The sequence below is a fragment of the Achromobacter sp. ES-001 genome, from assembly GCF_019448355.1.
In the GTDB taxonomy this organism is placed as follows: domain Bacteria; phylum Pseudomonadota; class Gammaproteobacteria; order Burkholderiales; family Burkholderiaceae_B; genus Achromobacter; species Achromobacter spanius_B.
Genome location: NZ_CP079940.1, coordinates 888,741 through 911,624, shown reverse-complemented (window position 1 = coordinate 911,624; position 22,884 = coordinate 888,741). Strand labels below are relative to the sequence as shown.

The window sequence follows — 22,884 nt, the reverse complement described above, 5'->3', positions numbered from 1 at the left end:
TTATTTCATCTGCTCTATCTCATCTGCCTTATTCCAGCTTGATATTCGCCGTCTTGATCAGGTCGCGCCATTTCACGATCTCGTCGCGCACGAAGGCGCCGAACTGTTCGGGCGTGCCGGGCTTGGGCTCGGCGCCCGCCGCGATCAAGCTCTTGGCCGTGGCCGGGTCGGACAGCACCTTGACCATGTCGGCATTGATGCGCTTGACGATGTCGGGCGGCGTGCCCTTGGGGGCCATCACGCCGCTCCAGGAATAGGCCTCGTAGCCGGGCAGGCCCGACTCGGCGATGGTGGGCACGTCGGGCAGCATGCTGGAACGCGTGGGGTTGCCCACGCCCAGCGCGCGGACCTTGCCGCCCTTCAGGTGCGGCACGGCGGACGGGCCATCGGCGAACATCACCTGCACCTGTCCGCCCAGCAAATCCTGCATGGCCGGCGCGCTGCCGCGATAGGGCACGTGCTGGATGCGGATGCCGGCCATGGCATTGAACAATTCTCCCGCCAGGTGCGTGCCGCCGCCCGTGCCGGACGACCCGAACGACAGCTTGCCCGGGTTCTTCTTGGCGTAAGCGATCAATTCGCTGACGGAGTTCACCGGCAGCGATGCGTTCACCACCAGCACGATGGGAAACACCGCGGCCATCCCGACCGGCACGAAATCGGTGGTGATGTCGTACGTCAGGTTGTTGCGCAGGCTGGGCAGCACCGCGTGATGGATGGATGCGAAAAAGAAGTTGTAGCCATCGGGCTCGGCCTTGGCCGCGAACTGCGCGCCGACGATGCCGCCCGCCCCCGACTTGTTGTCCACCACGGTGGGCACCGACCACATCTGCCCCAGCGGCTGCGTGGTGAAGCGCGCGGTGGTATCCACCGGCCCGCCCGCCGGAAACGGCACGATGAAGGTCACGGCATGGCCGGGCCAGGTGGCGGCGCGTGCGGGCGATGAAAACAAAGTGGGCAGCACGGCCGAGGCGCACGCGGCGCCCAGCCCCGCGATGACGCGGCGGCGTTGAGGATCAATCACTGCGGTCTCCTGGGTCTCGGTGTTGTTCGCGATCAGGCGTTAGATGCTGCCGCCCGCCGCTCTTTTTTCTTCGCGTGGGTCGCCTCACGCTTTTTTATTATTTTCCGAGAGCCGGGATTCGCCGCTACACATTTTCAAAAGCCCCTCTTTCGTACCCGCAGCATTGTTCGGTCATCGGACAGGAATTCCCTAAGTCCCGTCGCGCCTACGACATACGCACGAGGGCCGGCTTACGCCGACTGGCCGCGCGCCGCGCGTTGCACGTGTTCGATGAAGCACTCGGCAAAGCTGGGCAGGTCGCGGCCGCGCTGGCGGCACAGCAAGCGGTCGCGCAGTGCCCAGGCGTCTTCCAGCTTCAGCACGTGCAGCGCATCGGGGCGGCTGTAGCGCGCGGCGCAGGCGCGTGGCACCACGGCAATGCCCGCGCCCGCCTCGACCATGCGGCACACCGCTTCGAAGCTGCCCACGTGCACGCGCTGGCACAGGCGCTTGCCCAGGCCGCTGGCAATGTCTTCCAGAAAGGTCTGGATGGCGCTGTCGGGGTGGATGCCCACGAACTGGTAGGCGTCGACCAGGTCCGCGAAGTGCGCGGACTGGGAGGCGGCCAGCGGATGGTCCAGCGACGTCACCACGGTGAGCTCGTCGCGAAACAAGGGCGTGACATCCAGGCCTTCCACGTCGATATTGCCGGCCACCAGCCCCAGGTCACCCGCGCCCGCGCGGATGGCGATGACAATGTCGCCAGAAATTTTCTCTTCGAGCTCGACGTCCACGTCAGGGTTTTCCGCCAGGAACGTGGACAAGGCATCGGCCAGGAACGAATTGGTGGCCGTGGTGTTGGCCAGCAGGCGCAAGCGCCCTTTCAGGCCACTGGCATAGGGTTGCAGATCGGCGTTCAGGCATTCCAGCTGTCGAAAGACGGCATTGGCGTGCTTGAGCAGCACCTCGCCCGCCGGCGTCAGCGCCACGCCCGTGGCCAGCCGCACCAACAGGCGCGCCTTGAAGGCTTCTTCCATGTGCTTGACCCGGGCGCTTGCCGCCGGCAAGGACAGGAACGTGCGTTCCGCGGCCCGGGTCAGGTTGAGGGTTTCGCCCACGTTCAAGAACAAACGCAGGTCCGTCAGATCATGTCTCATGTTCCACCACGCAGAAGGGGGGCATTTCTAATTTTGAATTCTTCGAATGCCGCCACGAATCTACCATGGGGCATTCCCATGAACCAGACCGGTTGATGCGGAACTGTTTTCCATCGACGGCGCGTGCGCCGCAGCAAAGGAGTCAGGGCAATGAGCGGCATCGTTTCCGGAAAGGTAGTGGTCGTCACCGGCGCGGGCGGAGGCATCGGGCGCAGCATTGCGCTGGCGATGGCCGAGGCGGGCGCCAAGGTAGTGGTGAACGACATCGGCGTGTCGCTGACCGGCGAAGGCGGCGGCGAAGGCCCCGCACAAGCAGTCGTGCGCGAAATCACGGCGGCAGGCGGACAGGCGGTGGCCAACACCGACAGCGTGGCGGCGTACGACAGCGCCAGCCGCGTCGTTCAGACGGCCATCGACGCGTTCGGACGCATCGATGCCGTCGTCAACAACGCGGGCAATCTGCGCGACCGGGTTTTCCACAAGATGAGCGAAGAGGAATGGCGCCAGGTGATCGACGTGCACCTGAACGGTTCGTTCTTCATGAGCCGCGCGGCCGCGCCGTATTTCCGCGAGCAGGAATCGGGCGCGTTCGTGCACATGACATCCACCTCGGGCCTGATCGGCAACTTCGGCCAGGCCAACTACGCGGCCGCGAAGCTGGGCATCGTGGCGCTGTCCAAATCCATCGCGCTGGACATGGCGCGCTACAACGTGCGTTCGAACTGCATTGCGCCCTTTGCCTGGAGCCGCATGACCAGTTCCATTCCGGCGGAAACCGACGAAGAGAAAGCGCGCGTCGAAAAATTGAAGAAGATGGAAGCGGGCAAGGTCGCGCCGATGGCCGTGTTTCTGGCCAGCGACGCGGCGAGCGAAATCACCGCGCAGATCTTCGCGGTGCGCGCCAACGAAATCATGTTGATCAGCCAGCCGCGCCCACTGCGCACGGTGCATCACAGCGAAGGCTGGACGCCCGAACGCATCGCCGACATTGCCGTGCCTGCCATGCGCAAGCACTTCTACGCGTTGGAGCGTTCGCCCGACGTGATCGACTGGGACCCCATCTGAGACCGCCATGCCGCTGGATTACGCGACCGTAAAGAACTGGCGCTTTGACGAGGTCCGTCAGCGCTACGACCACAAAGACACCATGCTGTACGCGCTGGGCATCGGCTTGGGCCAGGACCCCGAGGACACCCGGCAGCTGCGCTACGTGTACGAAGAAGACCTGCAAGCATTTCCCACGATGGGCGTCGTGCTGGCGTACCCGGGCTTCTGGGTGCGCGATGCGCGCAGCAGCATCGACTGGGTCAAGGTGGTGCACGGCGAACAACGCTTGACCGTGCACGCGCCGCTGCCGCCGGCGGGCCAGGTCACCAGCCGCAGCCGCAACACGCATGTGATCGACAAGGGCGCGGACAAAGGCGCCATCGTCATCACCGAACGCACGCTGCACGGCGAGGACGGCGCCTGCCTGGCCACCTTGCGGCAAAGCACCTTCTGCCGGGGCGACGGCGGCTTTGGCCAGGGCGATGCCAGCCCGGAGCCCCTGCCCGCCGCGCCGGACGGCGACCCGACCCTGCGCTGCGAAATGCGCATCGCCCCCAATGCCGCACTGTTGTATCGCTTGAACGCCGACCCCAATCCGCTGCATGTCGACCCCGAGGTCGCGCGCCAGGCCGGGTATCCGCGCCCCATCCTGCATGGGCTGTGCTCGTATGGCGTGGTGGCGCACGCGATCGTGAAAAGCTGCTGCGACTACGACGCATCGCGGCTGACCAGTCTGAACACGCGCTTCTCGGCGCCGGTGTATCCCGGTGAAACGCTGCAATGCGACATCTGGCGGCTGCCGGACGGGCAGATCCAGTTCCTGGCGCGCTCGCGCGAACGCAACGTCGTGGTGATGAGCCACGGTACCGCGACGGTGCAATCATGACGCGCGCGCCCGCGCTGGACGGCATCCGCGTGCTGGACCTGTCGCGCATCCTGGCCGGCCCCTGGTGCACGCAGAACCTGGCCGACCTGGGCGCCGACGTCATCAAGATCGAACGCCCGCGCGTGGGCGACGACACACGCGCCTGGGGGCCGCCGTACCTGAAGGATGGCGACGGCCAGGACACCAGCGAGTCCGCCTATTACCTCAGCGCCAACCGCAACAAGCGTTCGGTGGAAGCGGACATGGCCACGCCCGAAGGCGCGGCGCTGATCCGCGAGCTGGCCGCTGTCAGCGACATCCTGGTCGAGAACTTCAAGGTGGGCGGCCTGGCCAAATACGGGCTGGACTACGACAGCCTGAAGGCCGTCAACCCGCGCCTGATCTACTGCTCGGTCACGGGCTTTGGGCAGGACGGACCCTTTGCACAGCGCCCCGGCTACGACTTCATGATCCAGGGCATGGGCGGGCTGATGAGCATCACCGGCGAACGCGACGACTTGCCCGGCGGCGGCCCGCAGAAGGCGGGCGTGGCGGTGACAGACATCGTCACCGGCATGTACGCCACCGTAGCGATTCTGGCGGCCTTGCAGGAACGGCATCGCAGCGGCTTGGGGCAGCATCTGGACATCGCCCTGTTGGACAGCCACGTGGCATTGTTGGCAAACCAGAATTCCAACTACTTCAACTCTGGCGTGGCCCCCACCCGCGCGGGCAACGCCCACCAGAACGTGGTGCCGTATCAGGTGTTCGCCGCCAGCGACGGCCACCTGATCGTGGCCACGGGCAATGAATCGCAGTACCGCGCGTACTGCCGCGCCATCGGCGTGCCGGAATTGGGCGACGACCCGCGCTTTGCCACGAACCGGTTGCGCGTGACGAACCGCGAAACACTGATCGGCATCCTGACGGCGATCATGCAGGAAGGCCGCCGCGACGACTGGATTGCCAAACTGGAAGCGGTGGGCGTGCCATGCGGCCCAATCAATAATATTGCGCAGGCCTTTGCGCACCCGCAGGCGCAGGCCCGGCAGTTGCGTCGGGACATGCCGCATCCCTTGGGCGGCGTGGCGCCGGTGACGGCAAGCCCGTTGCGCTTTTCGGGGTCGCCGGTGGTGTATCGGCGCGCGCCACCGCTGCTGGGCGAACACACGGAGGAAGTGCTGCGCGAGGTGCTGGGCAAATCGCCGGACGCGATAGCGGCGTTCACGAAGGGCACGCGCGGCGCCTAGGCGCCATGCCACGCCGCGTCAAAAAAAACGGCCGCTGATTTCTCAGCGGCCGTTTTTATGTCAGCGCGCAACGCTGCGTGGATTACGCCACCGCAACCGGGATCTTCCCGATCTTGGCCTGCCATTCCTTCGGACCCGTCGTGTGGACCGACGTGCCCTTGGCGTCCACCGCCACGGTCACCGGCATGTCCTTCACGTCGAATTCGTAGATGGCTTCCATGCCCAGGTCGGCAAAGCCCAGCACCTTGGCGCCGCGAATGGCCTTGGACACCAGGTAGGCCGCGCCGCCCACGGCCATCAGGTAGGCCGAGCCGTGCTTCTTGATGGCTTCGATGGCGACCGGGCCACGTTCGGACTTGCCGATCATCGAGATCAGGCCCGTCTTCTCAAGCATCATGTCGGTGAACTTGTCCATGCGCGTGGCGGTGGTGGGACCGGCGGGGCCGACCACTTCATCGCCCACCGGATCCACCGGACCCACGTAATAGATCACGCGGTTGGTGAAGTCCACCGGCAGCGGCTCGCCCTTGGCCAGCATGTCCTGGATGCGCTTGTGCGCGGCGTCGCGGCCGGTCAGCATCTTGCCCGACAGCAGCAGCGTCTGACCCGGCTTCCAGCTGGCCACTTCTTCCTTGGTCAGCGTGTTCAGGTCGACTTGCTTGGACTTGTTGTAGTCCGGCGCCCAATGCACTTCGGGCCATTCGGACAGCGACGGCGGGTCCAGGCGCGCGGGGCCCGTGCCGTCCAGTTCAAAGTGCGCGTGACGCGTGGCGGCGCAGTTCGGGATCATGGCAACCGGCTTGGACGCGGCGTGCGTGGGGAAGGTGCTGATCTTGACGTCCAGCACGGTCGTCAGGCCGCCCAGGCCCTGCGCGCCGATACCCAGCGCGTTGACCTTTTCGTACAGCTCGATACGCAGTTCTTCCAGCTTGTTCTGCGGGCCACGGGCCAGCAGTTCGTACATGTCGATGTCTTCCATCAACGACTGCTTGGCCATCAGCATGGCCTTTTCAGCGGTGCCGCCAACGCCGATGCCCAGCATGCCCGGCGGACACCAGCCGGCGCCCATCGTCGGGACGGTTTTCAGCACCCAGTCCACCAGCGAGTCGCTGGGATTGAGCATGGCGAACTTGGATTTGTTTTCAGAACCGCCGCCCTTAGAAGCGATCTGCACGTCGACCTTGTCGCCCTGGACCAGTTCGACGTGCAGGATACAGGGCGTGTTGTCGCGCGTGTTCTTGCGGGCGAACAGCGGGTCGTCCAGCACGGAGGCGCGCAGCGGATTGTCCGGGTTCAGGTAGCCACGGCGCACGCCTTCGTCGCACAGTTCCTGCAAGGTGCGCTTGGTGTCAAAGCGCACGCTCATGCCGATCTTCAGGAAGACGTTGACGATGCCGGTGTCCTGGCACAGCGGACGCTTGCCTTCGGCGCACATGCGGGAATTGGTCAGGATCTGCGCCATCGCGTCACGCGCGGCGGGGCTTTCCTCGCGCTCGTACGCGCGGGCCAGATGGCGGATGTAGTCGACGGGATGGTAGTAGCTGATGAACTGAATGCCATCGGCTATCGACTGGATGAAGTCTTCTTCTTTAATGATGACGGACATGGCGATTTGCGGGTCTAGATGGAAAACTGGATATTGAAAACGCGGCTGGCGGGTGAAGCTAACCACAAGGGAGCACAGATCGTTATTGTTGCCCGGCCGCCTTGAAAGGCGGCCGGAGATACTCATTACTTGCCTTGCCAGACCGGCTTGCGCTTTTCAGCGAAAGCGGTCGCGCCTTCCTTGGCGTCGGCCGACGAAAAGATATGGGCGATCAACGGGCGTTGGCGGTCGAACATGCCGTCCTGTTCCCAATCAACGGCCTGCGACACGATGCTCTTGGCGGTCTGCACGGCCAGCGGGCCGTTTTCAACAATGGCGCGCGCCAGTTCCAGCGCGCCGGCCAATGCGCCGCCCGGCTCGGTCAGGCGGTTGACCAGGCCGAACGAGTAAGCGCGTTCAGCCGTCAGCATTTCGCCCGTCAAGATCACTTCCATGGCGATGTGGTACGGCAGGCGGCGCGGCAGGCGCAGCATGCCGCCGGCGCCTGCCACCAGGCCGCGCTTGACTTCCGGCAGGCCGAATTTGGCGTTGTTGGCGGCCACGATCAGGTCGGAAGCCAAGGCCATTTCGCAGCCACCGGCCAGCGCGTAGCCTTCCACGGCGGCGATCAGCGGCTTCTTGGGCGGGCGTTCGTTCAGGCCGGCAAAACCACGGCCTTCAACGTAGGGGCGCTGCCCGGATTTGGCGAATGCCTTCAAGTCCATGCCCGACGAGAACGTGCCGCCGCCACCCGTCAGGATGCCGATGCGGATGTCGTCGCGGCTGTCCAGCTGGTCCAGCGCGGCGGCCATGGCCTGGGCGGTTTCCAGGTTGATGGCGTTCTTGGCTTCGGGGCGGTTGATCGTGATGATCTGGATGCCGTCGGTGACTTCCACCGTGATCAGGTCTGACATAGGACTGCTCCTTCCGGGATTTCTCGGAATCGGGTTCCGGGTTTTATATAAGACTTGGGACGTAACCCGGAATCATACGACCATTGGTTTGCAGGCGCAGCGAGGCCGCCCCCAAGCGTCCGCCAGGGGCACACCTGGCCCGCCCGGGGGATGCCACCAGGACATAGATGTAACCGCGCGGCGGCGCCCGCCAAACGGGACGGCCCCGGGCCAGTTAAAATGCCCGGTTTCCCACGCCCACGGCAGGCCTTGCCCGGCGGTCGAATTCCAAGAATCCTATGCTCACCTTTCAGCAAATCATCCTTACGCTCCAGGAATACTGGGACAAGCAGGGTTGCGCCCTGCTGCAACCCTACGACATGGAAGTCGGCGCCGGTACCTCGCACACGGCCACGTTCCTGCGCGCGATCGGCCCGGAGCCGTGGCGCGCCGCCTACGTACAGCCCTCGCGCCGCCCCAAGGATGGCCGCTACGGCGAAAACCCCAATCGTCTCCAGCACTATTACCAGTACCAGGTGGTGCTCAAGCCCGCGCCGCCCGACATCCTTGACCTGTACATCGGTTCGCTGAAGGCGCTGGGCATCGACCCCACCCAACACGACATCCGCTTTGTGGAAGACGACTGGGAAAACCCCACGCTGGGCGCCTGGGGCCTGGGCTGGGAGGTCTGGCTGAACGGCATGGAAGTCACGCAATTCACGTACTTCCAGCAGGTGGGCGGGCTGGATTGCACCCCCACCACCGGTGAAATCACCTACGGCCTGGAACGCCTGGCCATGTACCTGCAAGACGTGCAAAGCGTCTACGACCTGGTCTGGACCGAAGGCGCCAACGGCAACCGCGTGCTGTACCGCGACGTGTTCCACCAGAACGAGGTCGAGCAGTCGACCTACAACTTCGAGCACTCGTCGGCCGACATGCTGTTTGCGCACTTCAACGACTACGAAGCCGAGGCCAAGCGCCTGATGGAAGTGCCCCTGGCGCTGCCGGCCTACGAGGCCGCGCTGAAAGCCGCGCACACCTTCAACATGCTGGACGCGCGCGGCGCGATCAGCGTGACCGAGCGCGCCGCCTACATCGGCCGCATCCGCAACCTGTCGCGCGCCGTCGCGCAGGCTTATTTCGATTCCCGCGAACGACTGGGCTTTCCCATGCTGCGCCGCAACCAGGCCGCCGGGGAGGCAGCATAAATGACGACGAACATCCGCCCTCTGCTGGTCGAACTGCTGACCGAAGAACTGCCGCCCAAGGCCCTGCAAAAGCTGGGCCAGGCCTTTGCCGAAGGCGTGCGCGCCACGCTGGAACGCCACGGCCTGTTGGCCGAAGGCTGCGCCGTGACCGCGTATTCCACGCCGCGCCGGCTGGCCGTGCACCTGTCCGCCGTGCTGGCGCAGGCGCCCGACCAGCCCTATGCCGAAAAGCTGATGCCCGCCAAGATCGGCCTGACCGAAGACGGCAAGGCCACGCCCGCACTGCAAAAGAAGCTGGCCGCCAAGGGCCTGGAGAACATAGACCTGTCCACGCTGGACCGCGAGTCCGACGGCAAGCAGGACTACCTGGTTGCCCGCGGCACCGCCACCGGTTCGTCGCTGGCTGCCGGTTTGCAGGAAGGCATCGACACGGCGTTGAACAGCCTGCCGATTCCCAAGGTGATGCGCTATCAGCTGGCCGACGGCGTCACCACCGTCAAGTTCGTGCGCCCGGCGCATGGCCTGGTCGCCCTGTTCGGCGCCGACGTGGTGCCCGTGTCCACGCTAGGCATGCAGGCCGGCCGCGACACGCTGGGCCACCGCTTCATGTCCGCCGGTCCGGTCTCGTTTGCCGATGCCGATTCCTACGCCGCCACGCTGGCGGAAAAAGGCCGCGTCGTGGCGTCCTTCGAAGGCCGCCGCGATGAGATCCAGCGTCAGTTGCTGGACCACGCCGGCCGCCTGTCGGCCACGCTGGGCGATGACCCGGAAGTGGCCGCGCTGCTGGACGAAGTGACGGCGCTGGTCGAACACCCCACCGTCTACGTGGGCCAGTTTGAAGAGCAGTTCCTGCAAGTGCCGCAGGAATGCCTGATCCTGACCATGCGGCTGAACCAGAAGTACTTCCCGCTGTTCGACCCGGCCACCGGCCGCCTGACGCACCGCTTCCTGATCGTGAGCAACATGCACACGGACAACCCGGTGAATATCGTCGAAGGCAACCAGCGCGTGGTCCGCCCGCGCCTGGCCGACGCGCAGTTCTTCTTCGAAACCGATCGCAAGACGCCGCTGGCTTCGCGCGTGGAGCAGCTGGGTTCCATCGTTTATCACAACAAGCTGGGCACCCAGCTTGAACGCGTCGAACGCGTGCGCGCCATCGCGCGCGGCGTGGCCGAACAGCTGGGCGGCGACGTTGCCGCCGCTGACCGCGCCGCCATGCTGGCCAAGGCCGACCTGGGTTCGAACATGGTGGGCGAATTCCCCGAGCTGCAAGGCATCATGGGCGCTTACTACGCAGCCGGCGACGGTGAGCCGGACAGCGTCGTGCAAGCGCTGCGCACGCAATACCGCAACCGCTACGACGCCCCCGTCACGCAAGACACGCTGACCGCCGCCACGCTGTTCATCGCCGAGCGCGTGGAAACGATGGTCGGCATCTGGGCCATCGGCCTGGCGCCCACGGGCGAGCGCGACCCCTTCGGCCTGCGCCGCGCGGCGCTGGGCCTGATCAGCGCGTTTGAACAACTGGCGGCCGGCGGCTGGCTGAAGGTCAGCCAGGACGGCCCGCTGTCGCTCGACGGCCTGTTGACCCTGGCCGCCGGCACCTTCCCCGCCGGGAAGATTCCCGCCGACACGCTGGCCGAAGTGCGCACCTTCATCTACGAGCGCTATCGCAACCAGCTCATCAACGACTTCGACCGCAACGCGGTGGAAGCCGTGATTGCGCTGACGCCCCCGCTGCATCAGGTGGCCGAACGCGTGCGCGCCGCCGCCGCATTCGCGCAACTGCCCGAAGCCGCCAGCCTGGCCGCCGCCAACAAGCGTATCGGCAACCTGCTGAAAAAGGCTGAAGGCGAGATCGGTTCGGTGAACGACGCCGCGCTGGTGGAGCCGGCTGAAAAGGCCTTGGCCGCCACGGTCGCCACGCTGCGCCCGCAAGCCGAAGCCCAGTTGGCCGCCGGCGACTTTGCCGGCAGCCTGTCCACGCTGGCGCAAGCCCGCGAACCGGTGGACGCCTTCTTTGCCGACGTCATGGTCATGGCCGAAGACCCGGCCGTGCGCGCCAACCGGCTGGCGTTGTTGAGCCAGCTGCATGGCCTGATGAACCAGGTGGCCGACATTTCCAGGCTGGCACAGTGAAACTGATCATCCTAGACCGCGACGGCGTCATCAATCAGGACAGCGATGCGTTCGTCAAGAATCCCGACGAATGGATCGCCCTGCCCGGCAGCCTGCAAGCCATTGCGCGGCTGACGCAGGCCGACTGGAAAGTGGTGGTGGCCAGCAACCAGTCGGGCCTGGCGCGCGGCCTGTTCGACATGGACACGCTGACCGCCATCCACACCAAGATGCGGCGCGAACTGGCCGCCGTGGGCGGCACGATCGACGCCGTGTTCCTGTGCCCGCACGGGCCGGATGACAACTGCACCTGCCGCAAGCCGCGCCCGGGCCTGTTCGAACAGATCGGCCATCGCTACGACATCAGCCTGGCCGGCGTGCCGGCGGTGGGCGATTCGCTGCGCGATCTGCAAGCGTCGGCGGCCGTGGGCTGCGCGCCGTGGTTGGTGCACACCGGCAACGGCAAGAAGACGCTGGCCAAGGGCGGCCTGCCCGAGAACACCCGGGTCTGCGAAGACCTGTCGGCCGTGGTCGACATTCTGCTTCAGGACAATTGATTCAATGGCCCGGCTACGTTCGCTGCTGTATTTCCTGTTCCTGGCCATCACGGTCATTCCCTACGCGTTCCTGTGCATCCTGTGGGCGCCGCTGCCGCTGCATTGGCGCTACAAGCTGACGGTGGGCTGGCCGCGCCTGGCCATCTGGGGCGCCAAGGTGTTCTGCGGTATCCGCTGGCAGGTCAAGGGCTGGGAAAACCTGCCCGACGGCCCGGCGGTGATCCTGTCCAAGCACCAGTCGGCCTGGGAAACGCTGTTCTTTCCCGCGCACATGCCGCGCGAAGTGTGCTTCGTCTACAAGAAAGAACTGCACATGGTGCCGTTCTTCGGCTGGGGCCTGGCGCTGCTGCGCATGATTGCCATTGACCGCTCGAAGGGCCGCGACGCCTTCGACCAAGTGGTCAAGCAGGGCCAGACGCGCATGGACGAAGGCCGCTGGCCGCTGCTGTTTCCCGAGGGCACGCGCGTGCCGCCGGGCAAGACGGCGCGCTTCAAGATGGGCGGAGCGCTGCTGGCCTCGCGCACCGGCGCGGTGGTTATTCCGGTGGCGCACAACGCCGGCGAGTGCTGGCGGCGCAACGCTTTCGTCAAATATCCCGGCCTGGTCACCCTGTCGATCGGTCCCGCGATAGAATCCAAAGGACTCTCCCCCGACGAACTGAACCAGAAGGTTCAGGAATGGATCGAAGGGGAAATGCGGCGTCTGAATCCTGAAAGGTATGCCCAGCACTGATCAGCTCGAACTCTTGTTCGACATGCAAGAACACGACGCGCCCCACGGCGCGTCGCCGCTGATCGCCACGCCGAAGCCGCGGCCGCAGCCCAGGCTTGAACCGCAGCCTCAGCAGCCCCAGCCCCAGCCCCAGCCTGTCACACCGGTGAACTTGTTCCCCGACGCCTCTCAAGGCGATGCCGGCAAGGGCGAGCCGCTGCTGACGCTGTCGCCCAATGCCGCCTCGCGCGTGCCCACGCCCTGCCCCGACCCGCTGCCGCCCGGCGCGCGCTGGCGCGAAATTCCCACCGACCAACAGCCCATCGGCTTCGTGCTGCTGCGTTCGCGCCGGCGCAGCATTGGCTTTGTCATCACCGACGACGGCCTGCGGGTCACCGCGCCCAGCTGGGTCACGCTGACGCAGATCGACGACGCGGTCCGCGAGAAAGCGCGCTGGATCGTCACCAAGCTGCGCGAATGGCACGCCCGCAAGCAGCAGCTGGCCATGGCGCACACGCGCTGGCAGGCGGGCGGCGAACTGCCTTACCTGGGCAAGCGCATCCTGATCGGCGTAGGCGGCGACAGCCGCCAGTCGCGCCTGTCGGGCGATGCCGACGCGCCCGAGGACGGCGACACGCTGTGGCTGGCGCTGCCGTCCACGGCCGACCAAAGCCGCATCCGCGACGCCGCGCAAGCCTGGCTACAGCAGCGCGCGGGCGCCTGGTTCGGCGCGCGGCTGGCGCATTTCCTGCAAATCAGCGGCTTGAAGATCCGCCGCTGGCGGCTGTCGTCCGCCGCCACGCGCTGGGGCTCCTGCACCAGCGACGGCAACATCATGCTGAACTGGCGCCTGATCCATTTCGCGCCCGGCATCATCGACTACGTCATCGCGCACGAGCTTGCGCATCTGCGCGAGATGAACCACAGTCAGGACTTCTGGCGCGAAGTCGGCCAGATCCTTCCCGACTTCGAAGACGCCAAGAACGTCCTGCGGCGCCACGACCCCGCTTCGCTGCCTCAGTTCTGAGGCGCACTGGAGACAAGACAATGTTGCTGCTGATTCCTGGCCCGGTCACGACCGACGCGCGGGTGAAGGCCGCCATGGCGCAAGACTACGCGCCGTGGGACAACGATTTCCGCGCAGCCTACCGACAGGTCTGCGACGGCGTCTTGCAGGTGGCCCAGGGCTCGGCCGACGAGCACGTGGCAATGGCGCTGCCCGGCTGCGGCCACTTTGCGGTGGAAGCCGCCGTGCGCACCTTCGTGCCGCCCGGCGGCCGCCTGCTGGCGCCGTCCACCGGCGCGTACGCGGCGCGCCTGCAAAAGTTGGCCAGCGACGCCGGACGCATCGCCGTGCCGCTGGCGGTGGGCGCCACCGAACGCCTGGACCCGGCCGCCGTGGCCGCCGCGCTGGAACAAGACCCCACGCTGACGCACCTGGCGCTGGTCTATAGTGAAACGGGCAGCGGCATCTGCCACGACGTGCCGGCGTTGGCGCGCATTGCCCACGCGCTGGGCCGCCGCGTCATCGTCGACGCGGTATCCGCCTTCGGGGCGTTGCCGCTGGATGTCTCCTCCCTGCCCGCCGTGGATGCCGTGGTGCTGACGGCCAATAAATGCCTGGAAGGGCTGCCCGGCGCCGCGTTCGTCGTGGCCCGCCGCGACCGCCTGGAGGCCGCGCGCGGCAACGCGGGCAGCTGGTCGCTGGACCTGGCCGACATCTATCAACACACGCTGGCGCCCAATGCCGGCCCGCGCTTCACGCCGCCCGCACCCACGCTGGCGGCGCTGGCCGTGGCGCTGGACCTGTACCGCCAGGAAGGCCGCGAGGCGCGGCTGGCGCGTTACACGGCCAACATGCGCACGCTTTATGATGGCGTCAGCGAACTGGGCCTGACGCCCTACCTGTCGCGCGATCTGCAAGGCCCCATCGTCGTCAACGTGCATGCGCCGGATTCCCCGAACTGGCATCTGCAATTGTTCGTGGACGCCCTGAAGGCGCGCGGCTACGTGCTCAGTAATTTCTTCAACACCGAACAACCCACGTTCCGGGTCGGCTGCATCGGCGCCTTTGGCGCGGACCAGATGCGGCAGGCGGTCGCCGCCATGGGCGGCGCACTGCGCGACATCGGCATTACGCGGCAACACTCGGGCAACCCCGGGTTCCTGCCACAACCCCTCATCGCCTAAGGAAGATCTCCATGCGTATGCTCCACACCATGCTGCGAGTCGGCAACCTTGATAAATCCATCGATTTCTACACCAACGTGCTCGGCATGCGCGTGCTGCGCCGCAACGACTACCCGGAAGGCAAGTTCACGCTGGCCTTCGTGGGTTATCAAGACGAATCCGAAGGCGCGGTCATCGAACTGACCCACAACTGGGACACCGAAAAGTACGACCTGGGCAACGGCTACGGCCACATCGCGCTGGAAGTGGACAACGCCTACGAAGCCTGTGACAAGGTCAAGGAACGCGGCGGCAAGGTCACCCGCGAAGCCGGTCCGATGAAGCACGGCAAGACCGTGATCGCCTTTGTGGAAGACCCGGACGGCTACAAGATCGAGTTCATCCAGAAGAAAGGCCGTCAGGACTGACGCGTACCGCCATGATCCACCCCATCCTGAAAATGGGCGACCCGCGCCTGCTGCGCGCGGCCCCACCCGTCGATACATTCGACACGCCCGAGCTGCACGCCCTGATCGACGACATGTTTGAAACCATGGCGGCCGCGCAAGGCGTGGGGCTGGCGGCGCCGCAGATCGGCGTGGACCTGCAATTGGTGATCTTCGGCTTTGACCGCAACGACCGCTATCCCGACGCGCCCCCCGTGCCGCAGACCATCTTGTGCAACCCGGTCATCACGCCGCTGTCGGACGAGATGGAAGACGGCTGGGAAGGCTGCCTGTCGGTGCCCGGCCTGCGCGGGCTGGTGCCGCGCTATCGCCACATCCGCTACAGCGGCCGCGACCCGTATGGCCAGTTGATCGAGCGCGAAGCCGAAGGCTTTCATGCCCGCGTGGTGCAGCACGAATGCGACCACCTGATCGGCCGCCTGTACCCGTCGCGCATTCAGGATTTCACGAAGTTCGGCTTCACTGAAGTCCTGTTTCCGGGCATGGATCCGAACGCCGACGACTAAGCGTCGGGTTCCGGGGCCTGGTCGGAAGCGGACGTCGAATCAGGGCTTGCCGCCTGGGGCGACAGCTCTTGCGGCGCAAAGTCATCCACCTGCAAGACCTTGGACACCATCGCGTCCGCCGCCTCCAGCTGCGCGGCCTGGGCGTCCGTGATGGCGCCCAGCTGATGCGCCTGGCGCCAATTGCGCACGTTCGACTGGCGCAGGCGGTCGCGGATGGGCTGCACCGCTTCAACCAGCGCGAAGGCGCGGGTCAGATCCGCCAAGGGGTCGATACCCGCGCGGCCGCCGCCCAGCAGTACGCCAGCCCCCGCGCCGCTGCCCGGCTCGCGATGCAGATCGGCCGCCAGCCGGTCATGCGTGGGTGATGGCTTCAACAGCAGGTCGGCGCAGGCGCGCGTCAAGGCGTCGTTCGGCCCGCGTGCCAGGCGCCACGGCAGGATGGCGGCGCGCAGGCCCCACGCCAGCACGCGGCCCGGCAGGTTGCGCAGTACGTCATCCAGGCTTTTCTCGATGCTGGCGTAGCCCTGTTCCATGCACCAATGCACCAGCGGCAGATCGTCGTGCTTGCGGCCTTCGTCTTCCCAACGCTTGAGCACCGCCGACAGCAGGTAAAGCTGCGACAACACATCGCCCAGCCGCGCCGAGATCATTTCGCGCCGCTTCAGCCCGCCACCCAATTGCGCCAACGTGGCGTCGGCCAACAGCGCAAAGCCGGACGCATAGCGTCCCAGCCGCCGGTAATGCCCGGCCGTGGGGCCGGACACCGGCGACGGCGCCAGCAAGGCGCCCGACCAGGCGCGCCCGATCGCACGCAGCGTGTTCTTGCCGGCGTGCCGCAGATGGCGCCAGAACACGTCATGGAACACCTCGATACCGCGTTCTTCGTCGGGGTTGGCCAGCGCCAGCATTTCGGGCATCAGATAGGGATGCGCGCGGATGGCGCCCTGCCCGAAGATGATGAGGTTGCGCGTCAGGATGTTGGCGCCTTCGACCGTGATGGCGATGGGCACCGCGCGGTACAGCGCGCCCAGGTAGTTGCTGGGGCCGTCGATGACCGCGCGGCCCGCGTGCACGTCCATCGCGGCGTTGACCGAATCGCGCATGCGCTCGGTGGCGTGGTATTTCATGATGCCGGACACGACGGCCGGCTTTACATCCTGGTTCAGCGCGGCGCAGGTCAGGCGGCGCGCCGCCTCAACCAGATAGGCGTTGCCCGCCAGCCGGGCCAGCTGTTCCTGCACGCCTTCGAACTTGCCGATGGGGATGCCGAACTGCTCACGCACCCGCGCGTACATGCCGGTGGTGTGCGCGCACATGACGGCGGCGGCGGCCGACAGCGACGGCAGCGAAATGCCGCGCCCGGCGGCCAACGCGCTCATCAGCATCTTCCAGCCCTGGCCGGCGCGGGCCTCGCCGCCGATCAGCGCATCCAGCGGCACGAACACATCGCGCCCTTTGTTCGGGCCGTTCTGAAACACCTGCATGGCCGGCAGATGGCGTCGGCCAATTTCCACGCCCGGCGCCTCGGTGGGCACCAGCGCCACCGAAATGCCGATGTCTGCCGGGCCGCCCAGAATGCCGTCGGGGTCTGACATCTTGAACGCCAGCCCCAACACCGTGGCCACCGGCCCCAGCGTGATGTAGCGCTTGTGCCAGTTGAGCCGGATACCGATCAGTTCGCGGCCATCGACCACCTGGCGGCAGACGACGCCGGTGTCCACCATGGACGCGGCATCCGAGCCCGCCTCGGGGCTGGTCAGCCCGAAGCACGGCACCTCGCGGCCATCGGCCAGGCGCGGCAACCAGTAATCACGCTGCGCGGGCGTGCCGAACTGCATCAGCAGTTCGCCGGGGCCCAGTGAATTGGGCACCATGACGGTCACGCCCGCCGTGATGGAATAGGCCGATATGCGGCGCACCACTTCGGAATGCGCGTACGGGGAAAAGCCCAGCCCGCCATAGCGCCGCGGAATGATCATGCCGAAAAAGCGCTGCGATTTCAGAAAGCTCCAGACCTGCGGTGGCAGATCGCGCCGGTTCCAGGTGATGTCCCATTCGTCCAGCATGCCGCACAGCTGCGCCACCGGGCCATCGATAAACGCCTGCTCTTCGGGGGTGAGGGTGGCGGCGGGCACGTCCAGCAGCTTGCGCCAGTTGGGGTTGCCGGTGAACAGGTCGGCGTCCCACCAGGTGTCTCCGGCCTCGATGGCCTCGCGCTCGGTGGCCGACATGGGGGGCAAGGCGTTGCGCGCCCAGCGGTACGCGGGTTCCGAGATGCGGCGACGGCGCCAGGCATTGAAATCCATGAGTGTCCCTCACTGTTATGGCCCTAGGGCGGTTCGGCCCAAAGTACCAGAATTGGCGCCGCGCGGCCAAGCTGGCCAGGGCTGACTCTGCGACAATGAGCGTCCCCGCGCTGGTGCGCAATCAACCGCTGTCCGGGCATCGTCACGCATGCTGAACAAACTCTGGCTGGGCTTCTTCCTGACCGCCGCCGCCGCCGCGCTGTACCGCTGGCTGGCCATTGGAGACCCCGACGTCTTTCGCCTGATGGTGGCCAGCCTGTTCGACATGGCGCGCGTGTCGGTCGAAGTGATGGTGCTGCTGTTCGGCACGCTGACCTTGTGGCTGGGCTTCCTGCGCATCGCCGAAGCCGCCGGGCTGGTGGAAAAGCTGGCGCGCCTGCTGGGGCCGCTGTTCGCCCGCCTGATGCCCGGCGTGCCGCGCAATCACCCCGCCATCGGTCTGATCACGCTGAACTTCGCGGCCAACGGTCTGGGGCTGGACAACGCCGCCACCCCCATCGGCCTGCGCGCCATGCGCGAACTGCAATCCCTGAATCCCACGCCTGAAACCGCCAGCAACGCGCAGATCCTGTTCCTGGTGCTGAACGCGTCATCGCTGACGCTGCTGCCCGTCACGCTGTTCATGTTCCGCGCGCAGCAGGGCGCGGCCGACCCCACGCTGGTATTCCTGCCCATCCTGCTGGCAACCAGCGCGTCCACGTTGGCGGGCTTTCTGGCCGTGGCCGTGTGCCAGCGCCTGCGGCTGACCGACCCGGTGGTGATGCTGTGGCTGGGCGGCGCGGCCTTGCTCATGGGCGGCTTCATGGCGCTGCTGGCCGGCATGTCGGCCGCGGCCATCGCATCGTTATCGTCCGTGATGGGCAACCTGGCGCTGTTCGGCATCCTGCTGGCGTTCATGGTCGTGGGCGCCTGGAAAAAGGTGCCGGTCTACGAAACGTTCATCGAGGGCGCCAAGGAAGGCTTCGACATTGCCAAGAGCCTGCTGCCGTATCTGGTGGCCATGCTGTGCGCGGTGGGGGTGCTGCGCGCATCGGGCGCGCTGGATTTTCTGCTGGACGGCATCCGCTGGCTGGCGCTGCAAGCCGGGTGGGACACGCGCTTTGTCGACGCGCTGCCGACCGCGCTGGTCAAGCCGTTTTCCGGCAGCGCGGCGCGCGCGATGATGCTGGAAACCATGACGCATTTCGGCGTGGACAGCTTCCCCGCCCTGCTGTCGGCCGTGATGCAGGGCAGCACCGAAACCACCTTCTACGTGCTGGCGGTGTACTTCGGGTCGGTGGGGATATTACGCGCGCGCCACGCGGTGGGCTGCGCGCTGGTCGCCGATGCGGCCGGCGTGATGGCCGCCATCGGCGTGTGCTACTGGTTCTTTGGCTGAAAGCCGGCCCGGGCGTGCGGGGCCGGGTCGCGGCCCCACCAGCCCGAATCAATCCACCAGCAGGATCTTCATGCCGTTGGTGCCGCCGCTGTCGCGGTAGAAATCGCCCTTGGTCAGGATGACCCAGTCGCCCGTCTTGACCAGGTTGCGCTTGCGCAGTTCGTCGATGGCGGCCTCGCTGAGTTCGGCCGGTTCGTAGTCCGACGGCGCGAACGGAATGGTGTAGACGCCCCGGAACATCGCCACGCGGTTCTGCGTCAGGCTGTGCGGGCTGTAGCAGTAGATCGGCACGCCCGAACGAATGCGCGACATGATCAGCGGCGTGTGCCCGCTCTCGGTCAAGGCGATGATGGCCTTGACACCCGGAAAGTGGTTGGCCGCGTACATGGCCGCCAGCGCAATGGTTTCATCGCAGCGCGTGAAGGTCTCGCCCATGCGGTGATGCGACACCGTGGACGTCGGGTGCTTTTCCGCGCCCAGGCAAACGCGCGCCATGGCTTGCACGGTTTCAACGGGATACTGGCCCGAGGCGCTTTCCGCCGACAGCATCACGGCGTCGGTGTAGTCCAGCACCGCGTTGGCCACGTCCGACACTTCGGCGCGCGTGGGCATGGGGCTGGAGATCATGGATTCCATCATCTGCGTCGCGGTGATGACCACCTTATTCAGCGTGCGCGCGTGCTGGATGATGCGCTTCTGGATGCCGACGAGTTCGGCGTCGCCCACTTCCACGCCCAGGTCGCCGCGCGCCACCATCACGCCATCGCTGGCGCGAATCAGCGAGTCCAGCGCTTCGTCGTCGGCCACGGCTTCGGCGCGTTCGATCTTGGCGATGATCCATGCCTGGCTGCCGGCCTCGGCCAACAGGGCGCGGGCTTCGTCGATGTCGCTGCCATAGCGCGGGAACGACACGGCCACGTAATCCAGTTCCATTTCGGCCGCCAGCTTGATGTCGACGCGGTCCTTGTCGGTAAGGCTGGGCGCGGACAAGCCGCCGCCACGGCGGTTGATGCCCTTGTTGTTCGACAGCGGGCCGCCCACCGTAACGGTGGTGTGGACTTCATCGCCTTCGACGCGGTCCACCACCAGCACGACACGGCCATCGTCCAGCAGCAGTTCGTCGCCCACGCGGCAATCCGTGACCAGTTCCGGGTAATCGATGCCGACGATGCTGGCCGTGCCCGCATCCTTGGGATGCACGCGCGACAGCGTGAATGGCTGGCCGACGTGCAGTTGCACCAGCTTGTCGGTGAAGCGCGCGATACGGATCTTGGGGCCTTGCAGGTCGCCCATGATGGCGACGAAACGGCCCTGCTTGGCGGCAATGTCGCGCACCAGGCGCGCGCGGTCGCGGTGGTCGTCCGCGCTGCCGTGCGAGAAGTTCAAACGGGCCACGTCAAGGCCGGCGCGGATCAGCGCTTCAATGCGTTCGGGCGTCGAAGTCGAAGGCCCCAAGGTGGCAACAATTTTGGTGCGGCGCAATACAGGCATGACGGTCCACTCTCGCAAAAACAACGAAAGCGCTATGGTACGCCGCCTGCGTCGGCGCGGGTATCATGGCCCTTGCTCCAGCAGTTATTCCAGCGGTTACTCCAGCCCTGACTCCCACCGATTACGAGGCGACCCCAACCCGTGAAAATCGTCATTGCTCCCGACTCCTTCAAGGAAAGCGTGTCCGCCCCCGACGCGGCGGCGGCCATTGCGCGCGGCGTGAAAGCCGCCTGCCCCGGCGCCCACACGATATGCGTGCCCATGGCCGACGGCGGCGAAGGCACGGTCGAAGCCGTGCTGGCCGCCACCGGCGGCAAGGAACAGCAGCTGACGGTGAACGACGCGCTGGGCTACAAGGTCGATGCCGTGTGGGGCCTGCTGGAAGACGGCACGGCCGTGATCGAAATGGCGGCCGCGGCGGGGCTGGAACTGATCTCGCCGTCCAAGCGTGACCCGATGCGCGCCAGCAGCCACGGCGTGGGCGAGCTGATGCTGGCGGCCGTGAACGCGGGCGCCACGCGCATCATCCTGGGCTTGGGCGGGTCCGCCACCAACGACGCGGGCGCCGGCATGCTGACGGCGCTGGGCGTGCGCCTGCTGGACGCGGGCGGCAACAGCCTGCCGCCCGGTGGCGGCGCGCTGGGCAAGTTGGCCGCCATCGACACGCGCGGACTGGATCCGCGCCTGGCCAGGATCCACATCGATATCGCGTCAGACGTCGACAATCCGCTGTGCGGCCCGCATGGCGCATCGCACGTGTTCGGGCCGCAAAAAGGCGCCACGCCGGAACAGGTATTGGCGCTGGACCAGATGCTGTCCAATTTTGCCGATGTGTGCGCGCGCCACCTGGGCGTGGACCATCGCAACGAACCCGGCGCGGGCGCGGCGGGTGGCCTGGGCTTTGCGGCCAAGGCGTTCTTACAGGCGCACTTTCGCCCGGGCGTGGAAATTGTGGCCGAGCTTGGCGGCCTGGCCGACGCCATCGAAGGCGCCACGCTGGTGTTCACCGGCGAAGGCCGCATGGACGCGCAAACGCTGCGCGGCAAAACCCCGGCGGGCGTGGCCAAGATCGCGCAGCAGGCCGGCGTGCCGGTGGTGGCGCTGGCGGGGTCGTTGGGTGAGGGCTACGAAGCGCTGCACGCCGGCGGCATCAGCGCCGCCTTTAGTTTGGCGCCCGGTCCCATCACGTTGCAACAAGCACTGGCCGACGCGGAAAAGCTGCTTGCCGAGCGTGCGCGCGACGTCATGCAGCTATGGATGGCCGCGCAAAAACGGATGTTGTGATGCGCCTGGCGCGGATAGCGTGGCATGCGCCACGCTTGCATTGCGTGACACGCGCCACGCCCGCTTGAAGCGCTGCGCGCTTTGCGCTTATTGAAGCAGGCCCGCTGCCACCAGCGCATCCGACAGGCGGATATACCGGTCCACCGAAATATCCTCGGCGCGCGCGGTCGGCGCAATGTCCAGCGCTTCCCAGGGCACTTGCGGCGCCCAGTCGGCCAACACGCGACGCAGCATCTTGCGGCGCTGCGAAAAGGCGCGCGCCACCACGGTTTCAAAGGCACGCACGCTGACCGGTTGCAGGCGGTCGGCCGGCAGCGGCACCATGCGCACAATGGCCGACACCACCTTGGGCGGCGGATCGAACGCTTCGGGCGGCACATCGAACAGCTTGTGCATGCGATAGCGCGACTGCAACATCACGGACAAGCGGCTGAAATCGCCGGAGCCCGCTTGCGCCACCATGCGGTCGATGACCTCGCGCTGCAACATGAAATGCTGGTCGCGGATGTGGTCGGCCCACGTCATCAGATGGAACAGCAGCGGGCTGGAAATGTTGTAGGGCAGATTGCCCACCACGCGCAGCGCGCTACCGAATTGCGAGAAATCCACCGTCAACGCGTCGGCTTCGACCACGGTCAGGCGCGACGCATCAAACTGCTTGCGCAGGCGCGCGGCCAGGTCGCGGTCGATTTCCACGGCGGTGAGATGGTCCAGACGCTCTAGCAGCGGCCGGGTCAAGGCAGATAACCCTGGGCCGATTTCGACCACGGCATCGTCACGGGCGGGGCCAACCGCCCGGACGATGGACTCGACGACGCTTTCGTCGGTCAGGAAGTTCTGGCCGAAGCGCTTGCGCGCCTGGTGTTGAGACATGAAAAGCCCGTA

General features: G+C 66.4%; 20 protein-coding genes. 13 read left to right on the top strand and 7 right to left on the bottom strand.

All coding sequences use genetic code 11. From position 1 onward, the window contains the following. Positions 1–28 precede the first annotated feature (28 nt). Together KYT87_RS03955 and KYT87_RS03950 are read right to left on the bottom strand one after the other, a co-directional pair. Positions 29–1,024 carry a tripartite tricarboxylate transporter substrate binding protein gene (locus KYT87_RS03955; RefSeq protein WP_104143457.1) on the bottom strand — a complete coding sequence of 332 codons (996 nt, stop codon included), beginning with the start codon at positions 1,022–1,024 and terminating at the stop codon, positions 29–31. Between the two features lie 230 nt (positions 1,025–1,254). After that, the gene (locus KYT87_RS03950) at positions 1,255–2,160 is read right to left on the bottom strand and encodes a LysR family transcriptional regulator (RefSeq protein WP_046806484.1); all 906 of its coding nucleotides are present in this window, start codon (positions 2,158–2,160) and stop codon (positions 1,255–1,257) included. Positions 2,161–2,310: 150 nt separating this feature from the next. Here KYT87_RS03950 and KYT87_RS03945 point away from each other — a divergent pair, with 150 nt between their 5' ends. Genes KYT87_RS03945 through KYT87_RS03935 form a run of 3 tightly spaced genes read left to right on the top strand, consistent with a single transcriptional unit; the run spans position 2,311 to position 5,322 of the window. Continuing rightward, positions 2,311–3,225 (top strand): SDR family NAD(P)-dependent oxidoreductase, encoded by a 915-nt coding sequence (locus KYT87_RS03945; protein ID WP_046806485.1) that lies wholly within the window; start codon positions 2,311–2,313, stop codon positions 3,223–3,225. 7 nt (positions 3,226–3,232) lie between these two features. After that, complete coding sequence (locus KYT87_RS03940; protein WP_046806486.1) at positions 3,233–4,093, top strand: MaoC/PaaZ C-terminal domain-containing protein; 861 nt, start codon at positions 3,233–3,235, stop codon at positions 4,091–4,093. Continuing rightward, positions 4,090–5,322 carry a CaiB/BaiF CoA-transferase family protein gene (locus KYT87_RS03935; protein ID WP_219991730.1) on the top strand — a complete coding sequence of 411 codons (1,233 nt, stop codon included), beginning with the start codon at positions 4,090–4,092 and terminating at the stop codon, positions 5,320–5,322. The genes KYT87_RS03940 and KYT87_RS03935 overlap by 4 nt, the downstream gene beginning before the upstream one ends. A gap of 82 nt (positions 5,323–5,404) precedes the next feature. On the opposite strand, the gene KYT87_RS03930 is transcribed toward KYT87_RS03935, so the two are convergent. Both KYT87_RS03930 and KYT87_RS03925 read right to left on the bottom strand, forming a co-directional pair. Further along, complete coding sequence (locus KYT87_RS03930; RefSeq protein WP_006217560.1) at positions 5,405–6,928, bottom strand: fumarate hydratase; 1,524 nt, start codon at positions 6,926–6,928, stop codon at positions 5,405–5,407. Between the two features lie 125 nt (positions 6,929–7,053). After that, entirely contained in the window at positions 7,054–7,821 is a 768-nt protein-coding gene (locus KYT87_RS03925; protein ID WP_046806488.1) for a crotonase/enoyl-CoA hydratase family protein, read from the bottom strand. A gap of 278 nt (positions 7,822–8,099) precedes the next feature. Here KYT87_RS03925 and glyQ point away from each other — a divergent pair, with 278 nt between their 5' ends. From glyQ to def, 8 genes are read left to right on the top strand one after another with little or no spacing between them, the layout of a single operon-like run. Continuing rightward, entirely contained in the window at positions 8,100–9,011 is a 912-nt protein-coding gene (gene glyQ, locus KYT87_RS03920; protein WP_046806489.1) for a glycine--tRNA ligase subunit alpha, read from the top strand. Then, the gene (glyS, locus tag KYT87_RS03915) at positions 9,012–11,150 is read left to right on the top strand and encodes a glycine--tRNA ligase subunit beta (RefSeq protein WP_219991729.1); all 2,139 of its coding nucleotides are present in this window, start codon (positions 9,012–9,014) and stop codon (positions 11,148–11,150) included. Next, entirely contained in the window at positions 11,147–11,686 is a 540-nt protein-coding gene (gmhB, locus tag KYT87_RS03910; protein WP_046806491.1) for a D-glycero-beta-D-manno-heptose 1,7-bisphosphate 7-phosphatase, read from the top strand. The genes glyS and gmhB overlap by 4 nt, the downstream gene beginning before the upstream one ends. 4 nt (positions 11,687–11,690) lie before the next feature. After that, positions 11,691–12,419 carry a 1-acyl-sn-glycerol-3-phosphate acyltransferase gene (locus KYT87_RS03905; RefSeq protein WP_046806492.1) on the top strand — a complete coding sequence of 243 codons (729 nt, stop codon included), beginning with the start codon at positions 11,691–11,693 and terminating at the stop codon, positions 12,417–12,419. Further along, a complete protein-coding gene (locus KYT87_RS03900; RefSeq protein WP_219991728.1) occupies positions 12,406–13,425 on the top strand; it encodes a M48 family metallopeptidase in 1,020 nt (339 codons plus the stop codon). Before KYT87_RS03905 ends, KYT87_RS03900 begins: the two co-directional genes overlap by 14 nt. Positions 13,426–13,445: 20 nt before the next feature. Then, a complete protein-coding gene (locus KYT87_RS03895) occupies positions 13,446–14,588 on the top strand; it encodes a 2-aminoethylphosphonate--pyruvate transaminase (RefSeq protein ID WP_219991727.1) in 1,143 nt (380 codons plus the stop codon). Positions 14,589–14,599: 11 nt separating this feature from the next. Continuing rightward, on the top strand, positions 14,600–14,995 hold the full coding sequence (gene gloA / locus KYT87_RS03890) for a lactoylglutathione lyase (RefSeq protein WP_046806494.1): 396 nt from the start codon (positions 14,600–14,602) through the stop codon (positions 14,993–14,995). An 11-nt stretch (positions 14,996–15,006) separates the two neighbouring features. Then, a complete protein-coding gene (gene def / locus KYT87_RS03885) occupies positions 15,007–15,540 on the top strand; it encodes a peptide deformylase (protein ID WP_219991726.1) in 534 nt (177 codons plus the stop codon). Here def and KYT87_RS03880 read toward each other — a convergent pair. Next, a complete protein-coding gene (locus tag KYT87_RS03880; protein ID WP_219991725.1) occupies positions 15,537–17,846 on the bottom strand; it encodes an acyl-CoA dehydrogenase in 2,310 nt (769 codons plus the stop codon). The two genes, def and KYT87_RS03880, sit on opposite strands and share 4 nt — an antisense overlap. A gap of 148 nt (positions 17,847–17,994) precedes the next feature. Between KYT87_RS03880 and KYT87_RS03875 the strand changes: the two genes are divergently transcribed. Continuing rightward, positions 17,995–19,224, top strand: a complete 1,230-nt coding sequence (locus tag KYT87_RS03875; RefSeq protein WP_219991724.1) for a nucleoside recognition domain-containing protein — start codon at positions 17,995–17,997, stop codon at positions 19,222–19,224. 48 nt (positions 19,225–19,272) lie between these two features. Here the strand turns inward: KYT87_RS03875 and pyk are convergent, their stop codons facing one another. Continuing rightward, on the bottom strand, positions 19,273–20,715 hold the full coding sequence (gene pyk, locus KYT87_RS03870; RefSeq protein ID WP_046806498.1) for a pyruvate kinase: 1,443 nt from the start codon (positions 20,713–20,715) through the stop codon (positions 19,273–19,275). Between the two features lie 141 nt (positions 20,716–20,856). Between pyk and KYT87_RS03865 the strand changes: the two genes are divergently transcribed. Continuing rightward, positions 20,857–21,999, top strand: coding sequence for a glycerate kinase (locus KYT87_RS03865; RefSeq protein ID WP_046806499.1), 1,143 nt, complete (start codon positions 20,857–20,859; stop codon positions 21,997–21,999). 87 nt (positions 22,000–22,086) lie between these two features. Here the strand turns inward: KYT87_RS03865 and rsmA are convergent, their stop codons facing one another. Next, on the bottom strand, positions 22,087–22,872 hold the full coding sequence (rsmA, locus tag KYT87_RS03860; protein WP_046806500.1) for a 16S rRNA (adenine(1518)-N(6)/adenine(1519)-N(6))-dimethyltransferase RsmA: 786 nt from the start codon (positions 22,870–22,872) through the stop codon (positions 22,087–22,089). Positions 22,873–22,884 lie beyond the last annotated feature (12 nt).